Annotated in this window: 13 protein-coding genes; 9 read left to right on the top strand and 4 right to left on the bottom strand. The window is 37.2% G+C overall.

What is annotated here, in order from left to right; all coding sequences use genetic code 11:
* Positions 1–58: 58 nt before the first annotated feature.
* The 3 genes from OQ477_RS16385 to OQ477_RS16395 all read left to right on the top strand — a co-directional run bounded on the left by OQ477_RS16385 (position 59) and on the right by OQ477_RS16395 (position 10436).
* The gene (locus tag OQ477_RS16385; RefSeq protein WP_265973203.1) at positions 59–6937 is read left to right on the top strand and encodes a phage tail tape measure protein; all 6879 of its coding nucleotides are present in this window, start codon (positions 59–61) and stop codon (positions 6935–6937) included.
* Positions 6938–7033: 96 nt separating this feature from the next.
* A complete protein-coding gene (locus OQ477_RS16390) occupies positions 7034–9613 on the top strand; it encodes a phage tail spike protein (RefSeq protein WP_265973236.1) in 2580 nt (859 codons plus the stop codon).
* Between the two features lie 91 nt (positions 9614–9704).
* Positions 9705–10436, top strand: a complete 732-nt coding sequence (locus tag OQ477_RS16395; RefSeq protein WP_265973204.1) for a hypothetical protein — start codon at positions 9705–9707, stop codon at positions 10434–10436.
* 108 nt (positions 10437–10544) lie between these two features.
* Here OQ477_RS16395 and OQ477_RS16400 read toward each other — a convergent pair whose 3' ends face one another.
* Positions 10545–10910, bottom strand: coding sequence for a DUF1433 domain-containing protein (locus tag OQ477_RS16400; protein ID WP_265973205.1), 366 nt, complete (start codon positions 10908–10910; stop codon positions 10545–10547).
* A 50-nt stretch (positions 10911–10960) separates the two neighbouring features.
* Here OQ477_RS16400 and OQ477_RS16405 point away from each other — a divergent pair, with 50 nt between their 5' ends.
* Together OQ477_RS16405 and OQ477_RS16410 are read left to right on the top strand one after the other, a co-directional pair.
* Positions 10961–12376 carry a lipase gene (locus OQ477_RS16405; RefSeq protein ID WP_265973206.1) on the top strand — a complete coding sequence of 472 codons (1416 nt, stop codon included), beginning with the start codon at positions 10961–10963 and terminating at the stop codon, positions 12374–12376.
* A gap of 12 nt (positions 12377–12388) precedes the next feature.
* Positions 12389–12694, top strand: a complete 306-nt coding sequence (locus OQ477_RS16410; RefSeq protein ID WP_265973207.1) for a hypothetical protein — start codon at positions 12389–12391, stop codon at positions 12692–12694.
* A 132-nt stretch (positions 12695–12826) separates the two neighbouring features.
* Here the strand turns inward: OQ477_RS16410 and OQ477_RS16415 are convergent, their stop codons facing one another.
* A complete protein-coding gene (locus OQ477_RS16415; RefSeq protein WP_060962606.1) occupies positions 12827–13090 on the bottom strand; it encodes a hypothetical protein in 264 nt (87 codons plus the stop codon).
* A 126-nt stretch (positions 13091–13216) separates the two neighbouring features.
* Positions 13217–13441, bottom strand: coding sequence for a helix-turn-helix domain-containing protein (locus OQ477_RS16420; RefSeq protein WP_017417546.1), 225 nt, complete (start codon positions 13439–13441; stop codon positions 13217–13219).
* Positions 13442–13625: 184 nt separating this feature from the next.
* On the opposite strand from OQ477_RS16420, the gene OQ477_RS16425 reads away from it, so the two are divergent.
* From OQ477_RS16425 to OQ477_RS16440, 4 genes are all read left to right on the top strand, one after another.
* Entirely contained in the window at positions 13626–13940 is a 315-nt protein-coding gene (locus OQ477_RS16425; RefSeq protein WP_053573500.1) for a hypothetical protein, read from the top strand.
* A 14-nt stretch (positions 13941–13954) separates the two neighbouring features.
* Positions 13955–14350: a hypothetical protein gene (locus tag OQ477_RS16430; protein WP_265973209.1), complete on the top strand. Its 396-nt coding sequence runs from the start codon at positions 13955–13957 to the stop codon at positions 14348–14350.
* Between the two features lie 2237 nt (positions 14351–16587).
* Positions 16588–16866: a hypothetical protein gene (locus OQ477_RS16435; RefSeq protein ID WP_265973210.1), complete on the top strand. Its 279-nt coding sequence runs from the start codon at positions 16588–16590 to the stop codon at positions 16864–16866.
* A gap of 313 nt (positions 16867–17179) precedes the next feature.
* The gene (locus OQ477_RS16440; RefSeq protein WP_265973211.1) at positions 17180–17500 is read left to right on the top strand and encodes a hypothetical protein; all 321 of its coding nucleotides are present in this window, start codon (positions 17180–17182) and stop codon (positions 17498–17500) included.
* Between the two features lie 66 nt (positions 17501–17566).
* Here the strand turns inward: OQ477_RS16440 and OQ477_RS16445 are convergent, their stop codons facing one another.
* Positions 17567–18208, bottom strand: coding sequence for a cupin domain-containing protein (locus OQ477_RS16445; protein ID WP_044801724.1), 642 nt, complete (start codon positions 18206–18208; stop codon positions 17567–17569).
* Positions 18209–18376 lie beyond the last annotated feature (168 nt).

Consider the following 18376-nt stretch of genomic DNA (forward strand, 5'->3'; position numbering starts at 1 on the left):
TTTTGAGGCACTTCTTTTTTTTATTTGTAGAAAAATTACTAAGGAAGTGAAAGAACAAGTGTCTCAAAATTTAAAAATTGTATTAACTCCTGTGGCTGACACATCAACTAAGACAGTTCAGCAATTAAATAAAGATATATCCACACTTCAAAATAAAATCAATCCATTGAATCTCAAAGTAAGCTTTGACGACAAAGTTCTTAGAACGCTTGAGAGGTTTTCAAATGCTTTTAAGCAAAGTGAAGAGGCATTAAAACACCTTAATCAAACAGTCAAAGAAAATATTACTGAGACTAAAAATGCAGATGGTTCTATCACTAGGCTTACACAGCAGTATAAGCGGAGTGGTGAAATCCATGAGAAAACACGGACAATCATAGACAACTCAACAAAGAGTTTGGAACGGGAATCAAAAGCAGCAAGTAAGCTCGTGCAACAAATGGAGCGTCTTGGACAAGCTCAAAAGAAAGTAACGAAACAAGATGCAACTGGTCGTGTCACCGGAACAGTGACTAAGTATAGGGATGAGTTTAAAGATGTCACCCATAGCACAGATAGGCACGGGGCAACTTTAGCTGTTAAAACCACAGAAAACTTTGACCAGCAACAAAAGGCAATAGATAAACTAAACCAAAAATTAGAGCAGCTTAGACAAAAAGGTCAACTATCCTCAACAGTCCTCAATAGACTATCCAATTCAATTAACGCCGCAAGAACAACCTCTCAAATAGATCAGATCGCTAATAGAATGAAACGCCTGGATGACTCCGCAGCATTAAAAGCTAGAACTAAAGAGTTAGAACATCAATTAAGCCTGTATCAGAGACAAGCTAAATTAAATGTTAAATCTCTGACGGATAGGTATGGAACATCTATCAGTCCTGAGAACTCCAGAGCATTGCAAAACTATATTAATTCTGTGAATCAGCTCAATGTAAAGACACCGAATATTACTAGACAGATGCAAAGTCTTAGTATGCAGTTTAGAGAGATTCAATCTAATGCAAGTTCATCTTCAAGACAAGTATCTAGTTTTGGTGAGAAATTAAAGCAAGCTTTTACTGGAATGCCTGCTTACATGCTAGCCGGTTCTGCTTTATTTGGTGGGGTTACTGCTCTTAAATCAATAGTTTCTCAGGTTGTTGAAATTGATACGCTCATGACAAACATTCGTCGTGTAATGGATGAACCAGACTACAAATTTAATGAGCTTCTTCAAACGTCCATTGAATTAGGGGATTCCCTATCGAATAAAATCTCAGATATTCTTCAAATGACTGGTGATTTTGGACGTATGGGTTTTGATGAAAGTGAACTGTCCACTTTAACAAAAACTGCACAAGTCCTTCAGAACGTCTCCGATCTTACCCCCGATGACACCGTAAATACATTAACTGCAGCAATGCTCAACTTTAACATCGCCGCAAACGATTCCATTTCAATTGCAGATAAGCTCAATGAAGTCGATAACAACTATGCTGTAACTACAATGGATCTGGCTAACAGTATTAGAAAAGCTGGTTCAACAGCTTCAACTTTTGGTGTTGAATTGAATGATCTAATCGGATACACCACGGCCATCGCAAGTACCACTCGTGAATCTGGGAATGTGGTCGGTAACTCATTAAAGACGATATTTGCACGTATCGGGAATAATGAAAGCTCAATCAAAGCTTTAGACCAGATCGGAATTTCTGTAAAGACTGCAGGTGGAGAAGCTAAGTCAGCAAGTGAGCTGATTAATGAGGTAGCAGCCAAATGGGATACGTTAACTGATGCCCAAAAACAAAACACCTCTATTGGCGTCGCAAACATCCATCAATTGTCTCGATTTAATGCAATGATGAACAACTTCTCTATTGCTCAGAATGCAGCCGCCACTGCAGCTAATTCCACAGGTAGTGCTTGGAGCGAACAACAGAAATACGCAGATAGCTTACAGGCAAGATTAAATAAACTTCAAAATAAGTTCACTGAATTAGCTGTAGCATCAGGAGATGCATTTATTAGTGATGGTTTAATTAATGCTGTATCTGTAGTTGGGGATCTTCTGAAAGCTGTCACTTCAGCTGTAAAGGGTGTCGGATTCCTTCCAATTGCTTTTATGACAGCAAACTTTGCTGTAGTTGGCTTTAATAAGAATATGCGTTTGCTTCAAACAGCAATGATTTTTGGGGCAAATTCTTTAACTGAAGCCCAAAGAGCAGCAATTGGGATAGAAGCGGGAATGACAAGGGCTACAATTGCTACAAGGTCGTTTACTGTTGCTTGGAGAGGTATGTTGGCATCTACAGTAGTAGGCGTTGCCTTTGCTGGTATTGGTTTTGCTTTAGAAAAAATAATTACAGCATTCGCTGATGCAAAGAAAGCAAAAGAAGACTTTGAACAAAATCAGCAAACCAACATTGAAGCTATTACAACCAACAAAGACTCCACAGATAAACTGATCAAACAGTATAAGGAGCTTCAAAAAGCTAAAGATTCCAGAACCCTTACTTCTGATGAAGAACAGGAATACCTTCAGGTTACACAACAATTAGCGCAATCGTTTCCGGCTTTAATTAAAGGCTATGATTCTCAAGGTAATGCAATTCTAAAGAGTAATAAGGCTTTAGAAGAGGCTATTAAGAATACCAAAGAATATCTTGAGCTCAAAAAGACAGAGGCAAAAGACGGTGCTAAAAAGACGTTCGAAGACGCTTCAAAAGGAATCGAAAAGTCTAAGGAAGAACTGAAGCAGTATGAGAAGATGGCCAAGGAATATTCAAAAGGCAAGAATTTCTGGTCTTTCCTTGAAAGTCCTTTTTCAGATGAAAATGATTATAAGTTGGAAGCTGATAAAGCACAGCTGAATATAAATCGGGTACAAAAGGATATCTCTAGCGGTAATGCAAAAGTTAGGGACAGCGTACTATCCATTGCTGAAGCTTACAGTAAAATTGATATTAGTAATACGTTAAAGGCAAGTCTCACTGACATTGTTGATAAGCTCACTCTAAAAGACGACTTGAATCCTGAAGATCTTGAGAAATTCTCTTCAGCACTGGGTAAACTCCAAGAGAAAATGCAAACAGCATTGAACTCAAACGATGAAAAAGCATTTGATAACGCAAAAAAAGACCTGCAAACTCTTTTAGAGACCTATGCTGACTCTGGTTCATCAATTGATGTCTTCAAGTTGAGTTTTGATAAGGCACAAAAGAACATTAAAGATGGCGACAAAGCCGTTTCATCTGTTAAATCTGAAGTTGGTGATTTAGGGGAAACTCTTGCTGAGGCAGGTAACGAAGCTGAAGATTTTGGTCAAAAGCTAAAAAAGGCGCTTGAAGCAAATGATATCAATCAGATTAAGGATCTTATTAAAGAACTCTCAGAAGGAATAAAATTTGGCTCTGTTCAAGATATCCTTAACGGAGATGTTTTTAATAACACCAAAGAACAAGTTGCGCCTTTAAATGAGCTTTTAGAAAAGATGGCTGAAGGAAAGAGCATTTCTGCCAATGAAGCTAATGCTCTAATCCAAAAAGATAAAGAATTAGCCAAAGCAATAAGTTATGAAAATGGTGTTATAAAGGTTAACCGAGATGAAGTAATTCGTCAGCGAAAAGTTAAACTTGATGCGTATGATGACATGGTTCGATATAGCAATCACCTAATGAAAACCGAGGTTAACAACGCTATTAAGACCTTAAACGCTGATACGTTAAGGATTGACAGCCTTAGAAAGCTTCGCAGAGAGCGTAAGCTTGATATATCTGAAGCTGAATTGTCTCAGCTCGAAGTTAAATCAATTAATAGTGTAGCTGATGCTAAGAAAGAATTACATAAGATCGAAACACAAATGTTACAGCCTGGTGGATACTCGGATAGTGAAAGATCCCAGATGGATAGTGTAAGGTCGGCTATTCAGGCTTATATCTCAGCATCAGAAGAAGCTGCATCTACCCAAGAAACAAACAAACAAGCGTTAATCGAATCAGGCACTTCCCTTGAGAAATGGACAGACGAGCAAGAGAAAGCTAATGAAGAAACCAAAACATCTACTTATGTAACTGATAAGTATAAAGAGGCTTTAGAAAAGGTATCATCTGTAATTGACGAACAAAACAAGAAGTTAAACGACTATGCAAAATGGTCTCAAAATTACAGAAATAACCTAAAGAAAGAAATCAAAGAGCTCCAGCAAAAGAAAAAGCTCATGCAGGAGCAAGCCAAACTCCTCAAGGATCAAATTAAGTCAGGGAACATTTCACAATACGGTATAGTTACCTCTTCCCTTTCCTCTGGTTCATCTTCTGGTGGTTCTTATTCTTCTGGTGGCGGGTCTTACTCCGGTAAATACTCCAGCTACATTAATTCTGCCGCAAGCAAATACGGTGTTGATCCAGCTCTAATTGCAGCTGTAATCCAACAAGAATCAGGATTCAATGCAAGAGCTCGCTCTGGAGCCGGAGCTGCTGGTTTGATGCAATTGATGCCTTCCACTGCTAAAAGCTTAGGAGTAAACAATGTTTATGATCCTTATCAGAGCATTATGGGTGGCACGAAATATTTAGCCCAACAACTAAGCAAATTTGGTGGCAATGTTGAGAAAGCACTTGCTGCTTATAATGCAGGGCCTGGTAATGTAATTAAGTATGGCGGCGTCCCTCCTTTCAAGGAAACTCAGAATTATGTTCAGAAGATCATGTCTAATTACACTAAGTCAATGACTTCTGCTAATTCCTCCATTGCAAGCTACTACACGAAGAACAGTGCGTTTAGAATAAGTTCTAAATATGGCGCACAAGATGGTGCTTACCGTTCAACTCCACATAAAGGTATCGACTTCGCAGCAAAAGCTGGAACCGCAATTAAATCGGTTCAGAGTGGAAAAGTTCAAATTGCTGGTTATAGCAAGACTGCCGGTAACTGGGTTGTCATTCAACAGGATGATGGAAAAGTTGCTAAGTATATGCATATGCTTGATACCCCTTCTGTTAAAGCCGGTCAAACTGTTAAAGCTGGTCAGACCATCGGTAAAGTTGGCAGTACGGGTAATTCAACAGGAAATCACCTTCATCTTCAAATTGAGGAAAACGGAAAGACGATTGACCCTGAGAAGTATTTAAAAGGTGTCGGTACATCTATTTCAGATGCATCTCAAGCTGAAGCAGAACGACAGCAAGCAATAGCGCAAGCTAAATCCGATCTCCTCTCCCTTCAAGGTGACATCAGTTCTGTTGGAGAACAAATAGAAGAGCTTCAATACGAAATTGTACAATCAAAGCTTGATGAATTTGATAAGCGTATTGGAGACTATGATTTAGCAATTGCCAAGAATCAAGCCTTAGCAAGTCATTATCTGTCAGACAGTAAACAGTTTAGAAAGTATACTGCAGAACAGAAAAAAGCAATGGCTGAGCAGCAAAAGATTCAGAGTCAAAAGGTTTCATGGATACAAAAAGAAATTTCAGCTAATAAGAATTTGAATTCAGCCCAAAAAGCTCAACTTAAAGAAGAGCTAAAGCAAGCTAAAATAGACCTTATTAACTTCCAAGAGCAAGTAAGGGAATTGCAAGGGCAAATAGTTCAATCTAAAGTAGATGAAACTTTAAAGTCAATTCAAAAATCATCAAACAAGACTGAATCCAAGATCAAAGACGTTGACAATAAAATATCAATGACTGAAAAAGACAAGGATAAGGTCAAATATTATAGTCAGCAAGTCAAATTAGTACAGCAACAACAGGCTGAGGCTAAAAAGTACATCAAGCAATTAGAGGAACAGAAAAAAGCAGCAAAGGGCTTTCCAGAAATACAAGAGCAGATTACGAATGAGATCGAAAATTGGAAAGATAAACAGAAAGATTTTAATCTTGAGCTTTATAACACCAAAAAGTCGATCAAGGACATCTATAAATCCCTTGCTGATGAAGTTGTCTCCATCTACAAAGAGATGTACGAAAAGATGCGTGATATTGAATTAAAAGCGCATCAAAAAGCTACGCAAGACTTGATTGATGAGATTGATAAAACTGATGATGAAGCTAAATACCAAAAAGAGCTCAAAGAAAAGAATCAGGCTATTCAGGAAACCAAAGAAAAGATCAGTAAATTATCCCTTGATGACTCAGATGAAGCAAAATCACAGGTTAAAGACTTAGAAAAGCAACTTCAAGAACAGCAAGAAGCTTTAGATGAGTTTCTTAAAGATCGGAGCAATACGAAACGTAAGGAAGCACTTCAAGACCAACTTGAAAAAGATCAGGATGCCATAAATGACAAATATGATAACCTGACAAATGATGAGAGAGAATTCAAGAAAATTGAAGACAAACTCATGAACGGCAAAATCACTGACATCTCCAAGCAGCTTAATGAATTCTCTAAGTTCATTAACAGCAATATGGAGTCCATCGGTAAGAGTATTTCTAATAACCTGATTGACAAGCTTAAAGAAGCTTCTAATGCCTTAAATACCGTTGTCAAAGGCAATACCACCGGTCAAAAGGTTGCTAGGTTTAAAACTGGAGGGCATGTAGGTAAGCTGCCAGCGGCGGGTGCTCTCGCAGTAGTGGATAGCGGAGAACTCATCTTAAATGAGTCAGACACCAAAAACATGCTTAAAGCAGTAGACACTGTACGTGAATTGTCGGAAAAAGATTTAAATGGTACCCCTTCTGCAAAGCCCGATTTAAGTAAGTATAAAGATTTCCTTAGTGATGTTTCGTTTGCGGGTGGTAAGTTTGGAATACCAAGTTTAAGTGCAAACGTTAAAACAAACGTTCCAGATTCTCTTGTTAGCAACAAAACAGAGACTTCTACAGTAAACAACGACTTTAACTTTACAGTAACCATTAAAGAAACTGGGAATCCTCAGAAAGCTGTTGATTTAATGTACAAGCAATTTACAAATGGGCTCAAAAACAAGGGGTTAAATTTCAATAACTCATGAGTCGGCTAAAATGCCGGCTCTTTTTTAAATTTGAATGGAGGTTTTTAATTGAGAATAAGCAAACATACTGAGGTGAAAGATCTTCGATTAGCATTAATGAAACCCAATAGAAAGAAGATAGGGAACATAGTCGATAAATTCAATGAGACAATCACAATGAACTATGGGAAAACCCATGAGTTGTCTTTTTCTGTTCCTTTGAAGTGGGGATATTTCCACAGATACAAAGATAATCCTTTATTAGAATTATTGAAACCATGGTATCTTATTAAAGCTGAATTTTATGGGATGACAGAGTGGTTTGTGATAACAAAACGAACAAAATCAATGAACGAGGATGGAGCTTCTTACATATACGAATGCAAGTCTTTGCCTTTTTTGCTTACCAAATACAAAGTGCGGAGATTTGAAGAAACGTCGATTAATTTAAAAGAAGCAGCTAATTCTTGCCTTAAAAACACTGGATGGAAAGTAGATCATATTGATTCAGAATTGAATACTAAGTATAGACAATTTGATGTTACATCTTCGACTAAATTAGATTTATTGTATACCATATGTGAAAAGTTTGGTGCAACACCTCTTTTTAATACAGAAAATATGACAGTGAGTTTTTATAAAGATACTGATAAGGGTACGTACAAAGGATTATGGTTTAAAACAGGCCAGTATATAGTGGACATAAATGATATAGAAGACACAGAGGAAGTTACCACCAGACTATATCCAACAGGGAAAGACGGAATAGGCATTAACTCGGTAAATCCGACTGGGCAAGCATATATAGATGATTTCTCATACTTCCTTTACCCATTTAATCGTGATGAAAACAGAAACGTAATCCAAAAAAGTAATTACATGTCGAATGAGCTTTGTCATGCTATCCTGGATTACAATTTGATTGTGAATGAACAAGGGAATAAATTTTACCTGTTACTTGAACAGCAAAAACAAGTCGAAGAAAAGAAAACAGTGCTCAAAAATGAACAGTACACACTAGAACTAGAAAAACAAAAGATATTAGACCATATTGAAGTAGCTAAAAAAGCAGGGGATGACACTAAAGAACTAAAAGCCCAATTACAAATGAAAATTCAGGAACTTGATGCCAAGATTAATCAGATCGCTATCTTAGATAAAGATAAGGAAACAATCCAAAATTCTATTTCTGAGCTTAAAGAAACACTTAAATTTGAAAAATATCTTACAGACGATCTTAAAGAAGAACTTTCAGTTTTTATTCTGGAAGGAGAATGGTCGAATGATAGCCTATTTGATGAAACTGAACTTTATGAAAAAAGCATAGAGGAGATGGAAAAGAGAAATGCGCCACCAATTAACATTACCTTAGATGTAGTTAACTTTTTCAATTGTATTTCTGAATCTCATAACTGGGATAGGTGTTCACTTGGCGATACTGTCAGAATCAGGTCAGAAGAACTGAAAACAGATGTGAAAGCTCGACTTGTTACATTTAATTTTGATTTTGCTCAAAAGACAATGGATGTAACAATATCAAATGGAAAGAAGATTAAAAGCGATTTTGAAACCATCAGTAATATGATGTATACATCTATAAAAACAAACACGGATTATAACAAAAGAAAAATTGACTGGGAGAATGCAACTGAAAATTTCAACATTAGGAATGACAGAATAGCTGTAAAACCTGACCCTCCAATTATTAAAGGTGACGGCACGGCTATATCCCATACAAACAATGATGATGGATCAGTAGATATCACAATAGAATGGGAATATCCAACTTCTGATGAAGACAAGTATAATATTGATGGATTTGAATTGTATCTATATTCTAGCAACGATAAGGATGAATATGTTTTCGGCTCAAAAATGGCAAGTGAAGACCTGAAGAATGTTAAGTATGACAAACGAGCTGCAGCGTTCACAGGGTTGCCCTCTAATAAATACTACACCATTGGTATTCAAGCCTATCGAAGAGTTGATGCAGACATAGAGATAACTCAGTTTATTGGATCTGACATTGTAAAATCTCTTCATCCAAACGAAAATCCTTACCTCCCCTCTAATTCCGTTGAAGTGAAAGGAAGTCTCGATGGAAAAGTTAATGGACTTTATACAATATCTACAGAGACAAAGCCTATTGTGCCAGAATTGGGAACGATTTGGATCGATCCAAAGACTAATAAACAAGAGCTTTTTAATGGCGAAGAGTGGATTGTATCTTCTGCGGGATCGGCTGATTCATTAAATGGTTACACGACTTCAACGCTATCCACGCCTAATACAATACCTGTACGTAATGACCAAGGAATCATTATAGGTTCCATAGATGGCAACGCTGAGTTTCTTGGGGGTAAGCTACACTCAGAATATGCGCTATCCTCTGATGTTCCTCAGATGGCTAAAGGAACGTATGTGGGTGATGGAACAATTAGTAAACAGATATTGCTACCTTTCACTCCAACACATGTGAAAGTGTGGCCAGTGTCTCCTAATGATTCTATGCTATTAATTGATGAGACAGGGGGTTATACGTATCAGATAAATGAAATGGGAATATACCTGGTTGGGGGAAACTCTACATACGGAAGTATAAACGAACTTGGGTTTATAACAGGCTCAGACGGCAATCAAAGAGGGAATAAATTAAATACAAAGTACATTTGGGAAGCATATAGGCATATACAATAAACAGGCGTATCCTTATTGGATACGTCTTTTTTTTGTTGGAATAGTGAGTGAAATAACCGATAATAAGTAAAGATGGGAAGGAGAGGTTAATTTGTCAAAAAAGAAAATCATACTTCTAATATCAACACTTAGTGTTGTGGTAGTTGGTATTATTCTAGCTATAACAATTCCGATGTACATAAACAGGTTGGATACCAGTAATTTAGACGCAATTGCCGAGAAAGTGGGAAATGATAAGGGAGTAAAGAAAAACTTTAATCAAGTGTGGATGTCTAAAACCGATAAATCCAATGATAAAGTATACGACTTATCTTTAGCAGCTAAACCATCTTTCACATCGCTATCAGATAAAGAAAAGTTGCTTAAAGTGGGTGAAGCAATGGAAGTAGCTCAAAAAAACTCTAATTTTAATAAAATAAACTGTGGAAAAGATAAGGTTTGCTCGATCAGTCGTATCTATATTTTGCCGGCTAAAAATGATAAAGCGGTCAGTTATGAAGTTGCTTATGATCTATTAAACAACCCTGAAGAAAACACTTTACTAATAAAAGATCGTGTAGACGATAATCCTGAATCAACTGGTTTCCAAAGAAGAGAAGTTACATACAGCGAAAATGATGATGAACAGTCTGAAGATGAAGAATATCAGGAAAAGAAAATTGCTATTGGCATGACTAAGCAGGAAGTTATTCAACTTAAAGATTGGGGAAGACCTATGTCTATTAATAAGACAACGACAGCATCAGGAATAAACGAACAATGGGTTTACGGCAGCAGATACCTATATTTCGACAATGGAGTATTAACAACAATACAAGAATAAAACAGCTCTATCCTTAACCGGATAGGGCTTTTTCTTTCGGACTCTTGAGCTTAATCTAAACATAGACCACACAATAAACCCCTCACAAATAACTGTGAAGGGGTTTATTTAATACTCGCATACTTTATCTTCGCACTCAGGCTTCTCGGTTGCATCCACAGTGAAAGATATGACTTTGTCATTACCTTTATCATAGATTCCCCATATTTCTTTTTTCTTATTTCCATTGAGGTAACCGTTGATTTCAATACCGCCCATTGGATTAATCTCATAATCATCAGTGTAATCAATTTGTTTAATATCTTTATAGTTTGTTTTAATAAAGTCAGTCATTCTTTTTTTAGCCAAAGAGTACAACTCTTCCTTTTGCTGAGTTTCTTGGGCTTCCATTTTTTTGTCGTGTTGCTCCTTCATAAATATCCCTCCAAGTGTTATAATAACCAGAGCTATAAGGATAATTATGTATTTTTTCATAAAACCATCCTTTCTGTCTTACATTTTACATGAGTGAAGGGGTATTGTACATGAATACAAAGACTGACATACCTAATTTATCAGATGAAGATTATTTTTCTCTCAGTCAAAATACATACAGTGAAAAGAAAATGAAAAAAGCCTATGAGAATAAGACACCACTTGTAAATGATTCAAAAAAGGCTTTTTACGTAGATAAAATCAAAAAAGATCCAGATACAGGGCTAGATGTATACGTCTTTGTTCAAGCCAAGAAAAAAGAAGGTAAATGGGTAAAACCAAAAGAACCAGAAAATGTTGTTGTAGGTTTTCAAGGAACAAACCAGGAACAAATTAAAGCTGACGTTATAAGTGCAGATGGCGGCAACGTAGTAATGGGCAAAGACCCTAAAAAGAAAGTCCAATACATAATGAAAAAAGATGCATCTGAAAACTCTAAAGCTATTGCCAAGTGTAACGGCAGTATGGAACAAGCAATGATGATTAAGAGCGGAGAATACAAAATTGTCACTAAGACATCTCAATTTGATCAAGGTGATAAGCTCGTTGCCAATGAAGTGAAAAAGTATGCTGGCACTAACACAGTGATTTCGACAACAGGTCACTCACTTGGAGGGGCAGATGCGGAATACGCTGGTGTAAACAATAGCGTTTACAGTGTAGCTTTTAACAACCCTTCTATTGTTAAGCTGCATGATGATGAAACACAGAAGAAAATCAGAAATGGCGAGTTTGATGCATATCATAAGGCAATTATTAACCCTGATGATATGGTGAGCTCAGGATGGTTTTTAGAGTATGAGCGGCATAACGGAACAACTATATACACGAAAGACCCAAGCATCGCACGTCAAGATCGTGCTAACCGGCTTAATCCGTCTCTGGGTATTCCTGGTGTTTTAGGGAGTCTTATTACTTCATTCTATGGTCAGGCATTCGCTAAAAATCCTGATACTCATAGTATGATTGACGCTAACTTTAAATTTGATAAGAATGGTAACATCCAGAGTGTTGATGGCAGCAAAGGTGTTTATAACCAGAATATCGAATCGTTCTCATCTTATTCAGGTATGAATGGGCAAACCATTAAAGTGGATGCTAAGTATGCAAAAGAACTGGCTAAACGATTACTGGCAGCTATCGAAGACTTAAAAACAAAGAAACAAGTAATTGAACGATTCCCTCATGATCACAGCAAAATGATTTATGACATAAAATCTATTTGCGGAAAGAGATTAGGTGAATTCAAGGATTTAGACCCAAGTGATGTTGATAAAGCTGTATTGTTTCACGCACCGTATGTGAAAGATGGGGCAGCATTTTATGACTCAGAAGAACATTATCAAACTGAGGCTTCTCTTCATTATTTGATTAGAGATTTAGAGGATATTAGTGAGTTCATTGTTAAAATGGCTGAAGATCTAAAAGATAAGGATGATGAATTAGCAAGCTGGTTACGGTTATAAGGGGGATTTAAATTGCCATATGGAGTTAATATGGATGCAGATGAATTTTACAGACGATTACAACAGAATGAGGAATTAAAAAAAATTGTGGGTTCAAGTTTAAAATCTCATTGTCAGAGCCTAAAAGAAGACATAAAAAACGCATCAGACTTTTCTTCAGCACAACAGGTTATAGCTGAAGTGTATATTGCTTTACTCTCTTCATTTGAAGGTAAAGCTAAAGAAGCATTAGTACAAAGGCTTAATGAAAATGCAAAAATGCTTACAAATGCCACTGAGAACAGAAGTGCTTTTCTGAGAAGTATTAAGACTAAATAGTTAAAATAACCCCTTCACATTATTGTGAGGGGGTTGCTTTATTTACTACATTTTAAAACGGACGACATCGTCCGATTTCATACCGGTATACGTATACCGTTTATCAAATGTCGGCAACGTCGCCAACTTTGCTCAGTTATTCAATCTCTCTTCAAGATCATGGATACGTCTTTCTAACCCAGAGAATTTCTTGTCATTATAGCTATGATCATGCTCAATATTTTTGTTAATCAATTTAAGCATAGATATGACTTCTTTTGGTTCATTTTGTTCAATGCGATCTAATTTCTTATCAATTTCATTTAAACGCTTATCTACTGCATTAAAGCGTTCATCCATCTTTTTATTAACGTTCTTAATTTCATCTAATATTGCTTGAAGCATGTTGTTTTCCATCCTTCTCACCTCTCCGTACAGTATAACAGCTATTGCAATACTTTTGATTGTCCGAAATTTGGACAATTGAATATTTCAATGGTTTTGTTTAACGAATTTTTAAAAAAATAAAAGCAATACTTTTGCTTAAGACTCTGTATCTTCAACCTCAATTAATTCAACAACATCGTGTAAGTCACACTCAAGATATTCACAAATCTTTATTATTGCTGAAAGGGACACAGGCTCACCTTTAGACATTTTAGCCAAAGTTGCAGATGAGACGTCTACATGGCTTCTTAGGTCAACTTTTTTTAAATCCTTTTTGATAAGAGTAATCTCCATTGGTTTATAACTTGGTCTTAATTTCATAAAGCACCTCAAACGTCCATTTTCTTAATTATAACATATTATTTGTCAATCTGTTTATTTTTAGAACATTTTTTTCAATAAACGCTTGACTTTGTTTTTTAATAGAACTATACTGTGTTTAGAAACGAAACAATAAATAAACAAAAGAAACAAATAATCAAATTAATAAACTGGAGGTGAAAAAATGAAACACATAATCATCCGCACAAAAGGGTCAGATAATTTACCCGCAATGTTGTTTTACAAGCAGTTTGCAATAGCCGGTGATGATGGTCAAGTCATCCTGTATCAAGTTTTAAAAAGAGGGGACGGATTGTACGACACCCTGACAAGTACCTATCTTGCTAAGGACATTAAATACAAAAACCTTAGAAGTCTAACAAACGCAGTGATTGACAAATTGTTTAATACGACTTTGTGGGATGTATTTATTGCAGACCCTACCTTGTTTGATCTTTACGATGAATTTCAAATCTTAGATAAAAACAAAACTTACTAAAGGGGATAACGACAATGCAAATTAACCGTCACACTGTAGGAAATAACGTAGCAAGCTTAGGGGCAATCACAAACGAACAGCGTATCGAGGAAATGACGAATCATTTCAATTACTTCAGAGGAAAAATGTTCGAAGAGGAAAACAACTTCATTGAAACATACGACGATGGGAAACCTAAAAAGCGTTTCAAAATCTTCACAACTATGACAATACCGGTTTGTGTTGAACTTGATGCGAAGGATCGAAAAGATGCTATTGAAGAGTTAGTTGAAACAGGAGAAATGGGTGTTAATTTCCCTCATATCATGTTGGATATGGGGGGAGGTAAAACAGTTATCCCCACTATAACAGACAATGTGTTTTACATAGATGAAAAAGCAACTGTGGTAGAAGTAGATGAAGATGAGTAAGACGGATTTACATAACGAGCGGTTCTGTCAGGTTGTATTTGGGGGATTGATCGTAGTTATACCAGCTTTAAGTATATTATGCATAGCGTGGTTTGGGTGATTAGGAAGAGTGTCACCAGCACTCTCCTAATCTGATGGGTTAGTACCCTCCCATTGTATTTAAACATAACAATTTAATCAAGGGGATAACTGAAATGAAAAACACATATACCACTTATGAATTTAAAGCATATGATAGACGAAATAATTTGTTAAAAGAAAGGTTTACATGCAATTACAATGATCGACTTTATTCAATCATAGAGTGGATTATCAAGAAATGTCCTACCGTTGATGTGATTGAATGTATGGTATCTGAAGTCAGTGAGCTTGCTTTCTGTAAGAGTGAGTATGTCGATATCTTCACGGTGTGGAAAGCAGACGATTGAATATACAGTGAGGACGGGGAGTTAAAGTCCCTGTCCTCTGCAGACCCTGTATTACTACAAGCGGATTATTATCAAGGGAGTAGCGTTTTGCGAGCCCCTTAAAACTGAATACAGTCAGTCTATACTCCTGAATTAAGGTGTTGTCTTTAGTGATGCCTTTTTTCGAAGGCTCCAATATGGCGCCATCGCCACTTGTGGCAACGAAAGAGACTGCCGTGGAATGCTCTAACACACGTAAAACTTGACAGGGTAGTGACTCAGCCGTCGCAATAAATGAGGATAGGATGCCTTCTGTGTTTCCCTATTTACACATGCATCTGAAAGGCGAAAGCTGCCATTAAGTGCTGACGAAGGAAGGGTGTATCGTTTCTGACGATGCAGGACAAGCCATAAGTATCAGGGCTCAAATTTGAGCTTTGAGAACCTGTTAGGGACACTTGACACAGTAGGTTTGTTTGGGGAATAACCAACGGCAAATAGGGTGAACACACGGATACCACAAGTTGATATACAATCAAGTTTCAGTCGCCTGCCTGAGTTTGTTTTTTACAAGCAAATTCAGGCAGACAACTTGCCAGCCGTTGTCCACAGTCTCAACCAATCAAGCAAAAGATCAAAAGAAAAGTCAAGACAAATAACAAACAAATTTGTGAGGTTCACTATGAACCTGACAAGGTGTAGTTCATGATGAACCAGACCCTTTACCCTTTGGTTAAGTATATATGGTTATTATCTATATACTTAAATGAAGCCATAAACGATAGTTCAGGCTGAACCATTGGCTCCCCAGAATTGGGGAACGAAACAGAGCTTCATCATGTATCTCTGTCACTTCTCAATTTTGAGGAGTCCCCAACTTTGGGGGCTGAGACTATTACCAATTGTAATAGTTAAGAGGTCGTCACTAAAATAGTTACGACTTAATGAGGTCGTACCCAAAACGTATACGACCTTGTATCACTCGTTGACAAATTAGCAACGACTCAATCCACGACCACAATAAGGTCGTAGACAAAACAACCACGACCACAATAAGGTCGTAGACAAAACAACCACGACCTCTGTATGCTCGTTGGTGAAATAACAACGACCTGATAGGAATAATGTTCCGATCAGCTGAAACGAACAATGTTCAGTGCAGGTCAAAGCTGAAGTCGATAGTATCGCACTCAGGCCAAAGGGTATGCGTAAACAATCCTTACGCACTCTAAACACTGAAGTTAATATCTAAATTTTAGAAAACGGAAAACTCCGTTCTCTAAATTTCTGAAAAGGTTAGGAATACTACTCCCACCCTCAGAACAAATTGTATTTTAATAACGCAAAAATGCGTTCTTTAGATCAAAAGGTCAATTTGACCTGAGCAATTAAATTTTACTTGTGCAAAATTTGCACGACTAAAAGATATCGTTTAATTGTGCCAAATTGGCACGAACCAATTCAAAACACAATATGATCAACTCTAAAATGATTTCGGAAATTCCGAAAAGGTGAGCAGATATGAAATGATTACCGATAATTTCGGTGAACATTAGATGATCTTATTACAAATTGTAATAAGAGACAAACTGAGTTGATTGCGACAAATTGTCGTAAATAGGCGGAAACTTCCGCTTAATAATAGGAGCTGGGTGAACGATTCGTTCAGTCTGCAAAAAGAAGAGCGATACCTAAATTTTCGAAGTCGTGTTTTTGAACCGTCGTCAATTTGTACACGGTTAATCCAAAGTTGGATTTAACGATTTCTTTTACATACCCTCAAGGTGAAGGTATGTTGATTGTAGTATAATGCCATTGGGGGTGATTAGATTGAAGAGAATGCTAATTGTGGGACTTTTATCTATCGGTTTATTATCCGCTTGTGGAGAACCATCCTTAGTGAAAAAAAGCGATAAAGACTCTAATGAAAAAGAGCAAGGACTTGTACAAGTGGTTGCTGATGTTGAGAAAGACAAGTTGAATGGCACGCTTGAGGACTTACATAAACGAAACATGAAAATCATTGATATTAAATTATCTGATTCAAAAGATGTGACAGGTTATGTTCAAACAGTCTATACAGTGATTTATGAAGAGCCGGCTAAATAAATAAATAAAAATGGCAACAAAAATGGCAACAAAATTTTTAAAAAATCCTGATTATACCGGATTACACCAAAGAACTAAAAAGGATTAAAAAGACTATAAGGCCTGTTAAATCAACGTTTGTAGGGTACGTCAGAATATCGGAAAGTATGCAGGGATAACGCTGGCAGCGTAGAGGTCAGGGGTTCGAGCCCCCTTGGCTCCATACCTTTAAACCCTTATTCTATAATAAGGTTTTTTTTGTTTTTTCATCTTCTGCGGCAGCCTCTGTGTTCTGCTTTATTTCTAACAACTCAAAATAATGAAAAGAAAGAAAATGAAAAAGAAAATCTATCTTATATTATCTCTGTCAGCGGCACTGGCGCTTTTTTTGACAGCGCTTCCGCCTCTTTCTCCTGTCATCTTCACGTCTGCTTCAGAAAAAGGAGCCATCAGGCATGACATTTATAAAAAAGGATATCCGTATCAAAGCTACTTTGCGATTCTTCAAAAAGAAGAAGGCGGCGGAGAGGCCGGGAACCTTTATTATGTAAATTGGTTCAATTGGAAAGATGAAACCGGACAGACGCCGCACGTATGTTATTCAAAAAAATCGTCCGAAGGCGGGTACAAAGTAAGCTGCGGAACCGGACCGTAATGATTAAGAGCCCCTCTCCAATGAGGGGCTCTTTCTGTCGAGCTGAATGCCGCTCTGGCTCTCCGTTTAATATCCCCAATATAACGGCGTATCATAATGCCGATACGGATCATTCGGATAATGCGTATTTGGCTGATAAGGCTTATTCATATCATGAATACCCGTGTTTTCAGTCTGACCGCAGTATTTATCGGGACCTATCACAGTTGATTGCCGGATCGGTGAAACGGCTTTTTCCCACTCATGCTCATTCAGACAGTACGTATGCGCCATGATCTCAGGCGGCGTCAGACGGAGAATATCCGAGCCGTATATCACTTCAGGCGAAGGGGCGTCAAATATGGCCAAAAGGTGGGTTTTGTCTGAAGTGGCGACTTCATAATGCCACCACCCCTGCGGAACATTCGCCACTTGTCCTGAAGAGATCGGATAATTCCGTATTTTCTGGGTGAACGGATTCAGCATCGACACCACCGCGGAACCCGAAATACAGTACACCAATTCAGCGGCGTTTTGATGGGTATGCGGTTCAATCACATTTGTTTTGCTCAGAAAGATATCTAATAATGAAATATTTTCAAGCGTGTTTAACTGTTTAATCCCCAATACATTGATAAAGTTTCGAGCATCTTTCGTAAAAAAACGGCTCTCATTCACATTATAAGTGAACTGTGTATTCGGAGACGTGTAATCGATATCGGAAACCATGCACTCCCCCGCTTTCATCTTTAAACGTATATTCCCAAATATATGTGTCCCTGTTTCACCGGGTGATAAAAAAAGGAGGTGAAATCCATAAATTCCAAATCCAATACAATATTGTGACGACTTTTTTAAAGATTCATTTTCAATATATCTTTTATTCGAAATATCTCT

The sequence above is a fragment of the Bacillus sp. ChL18 genome (genome assembly GCF_026241425.1).
Taxonomy (GTDB): domain Bacteria; phylum Bacillota; class Bacilli; order Bacillales; family Bacillaceae; genus Bacillus; species Bacillus velezensis.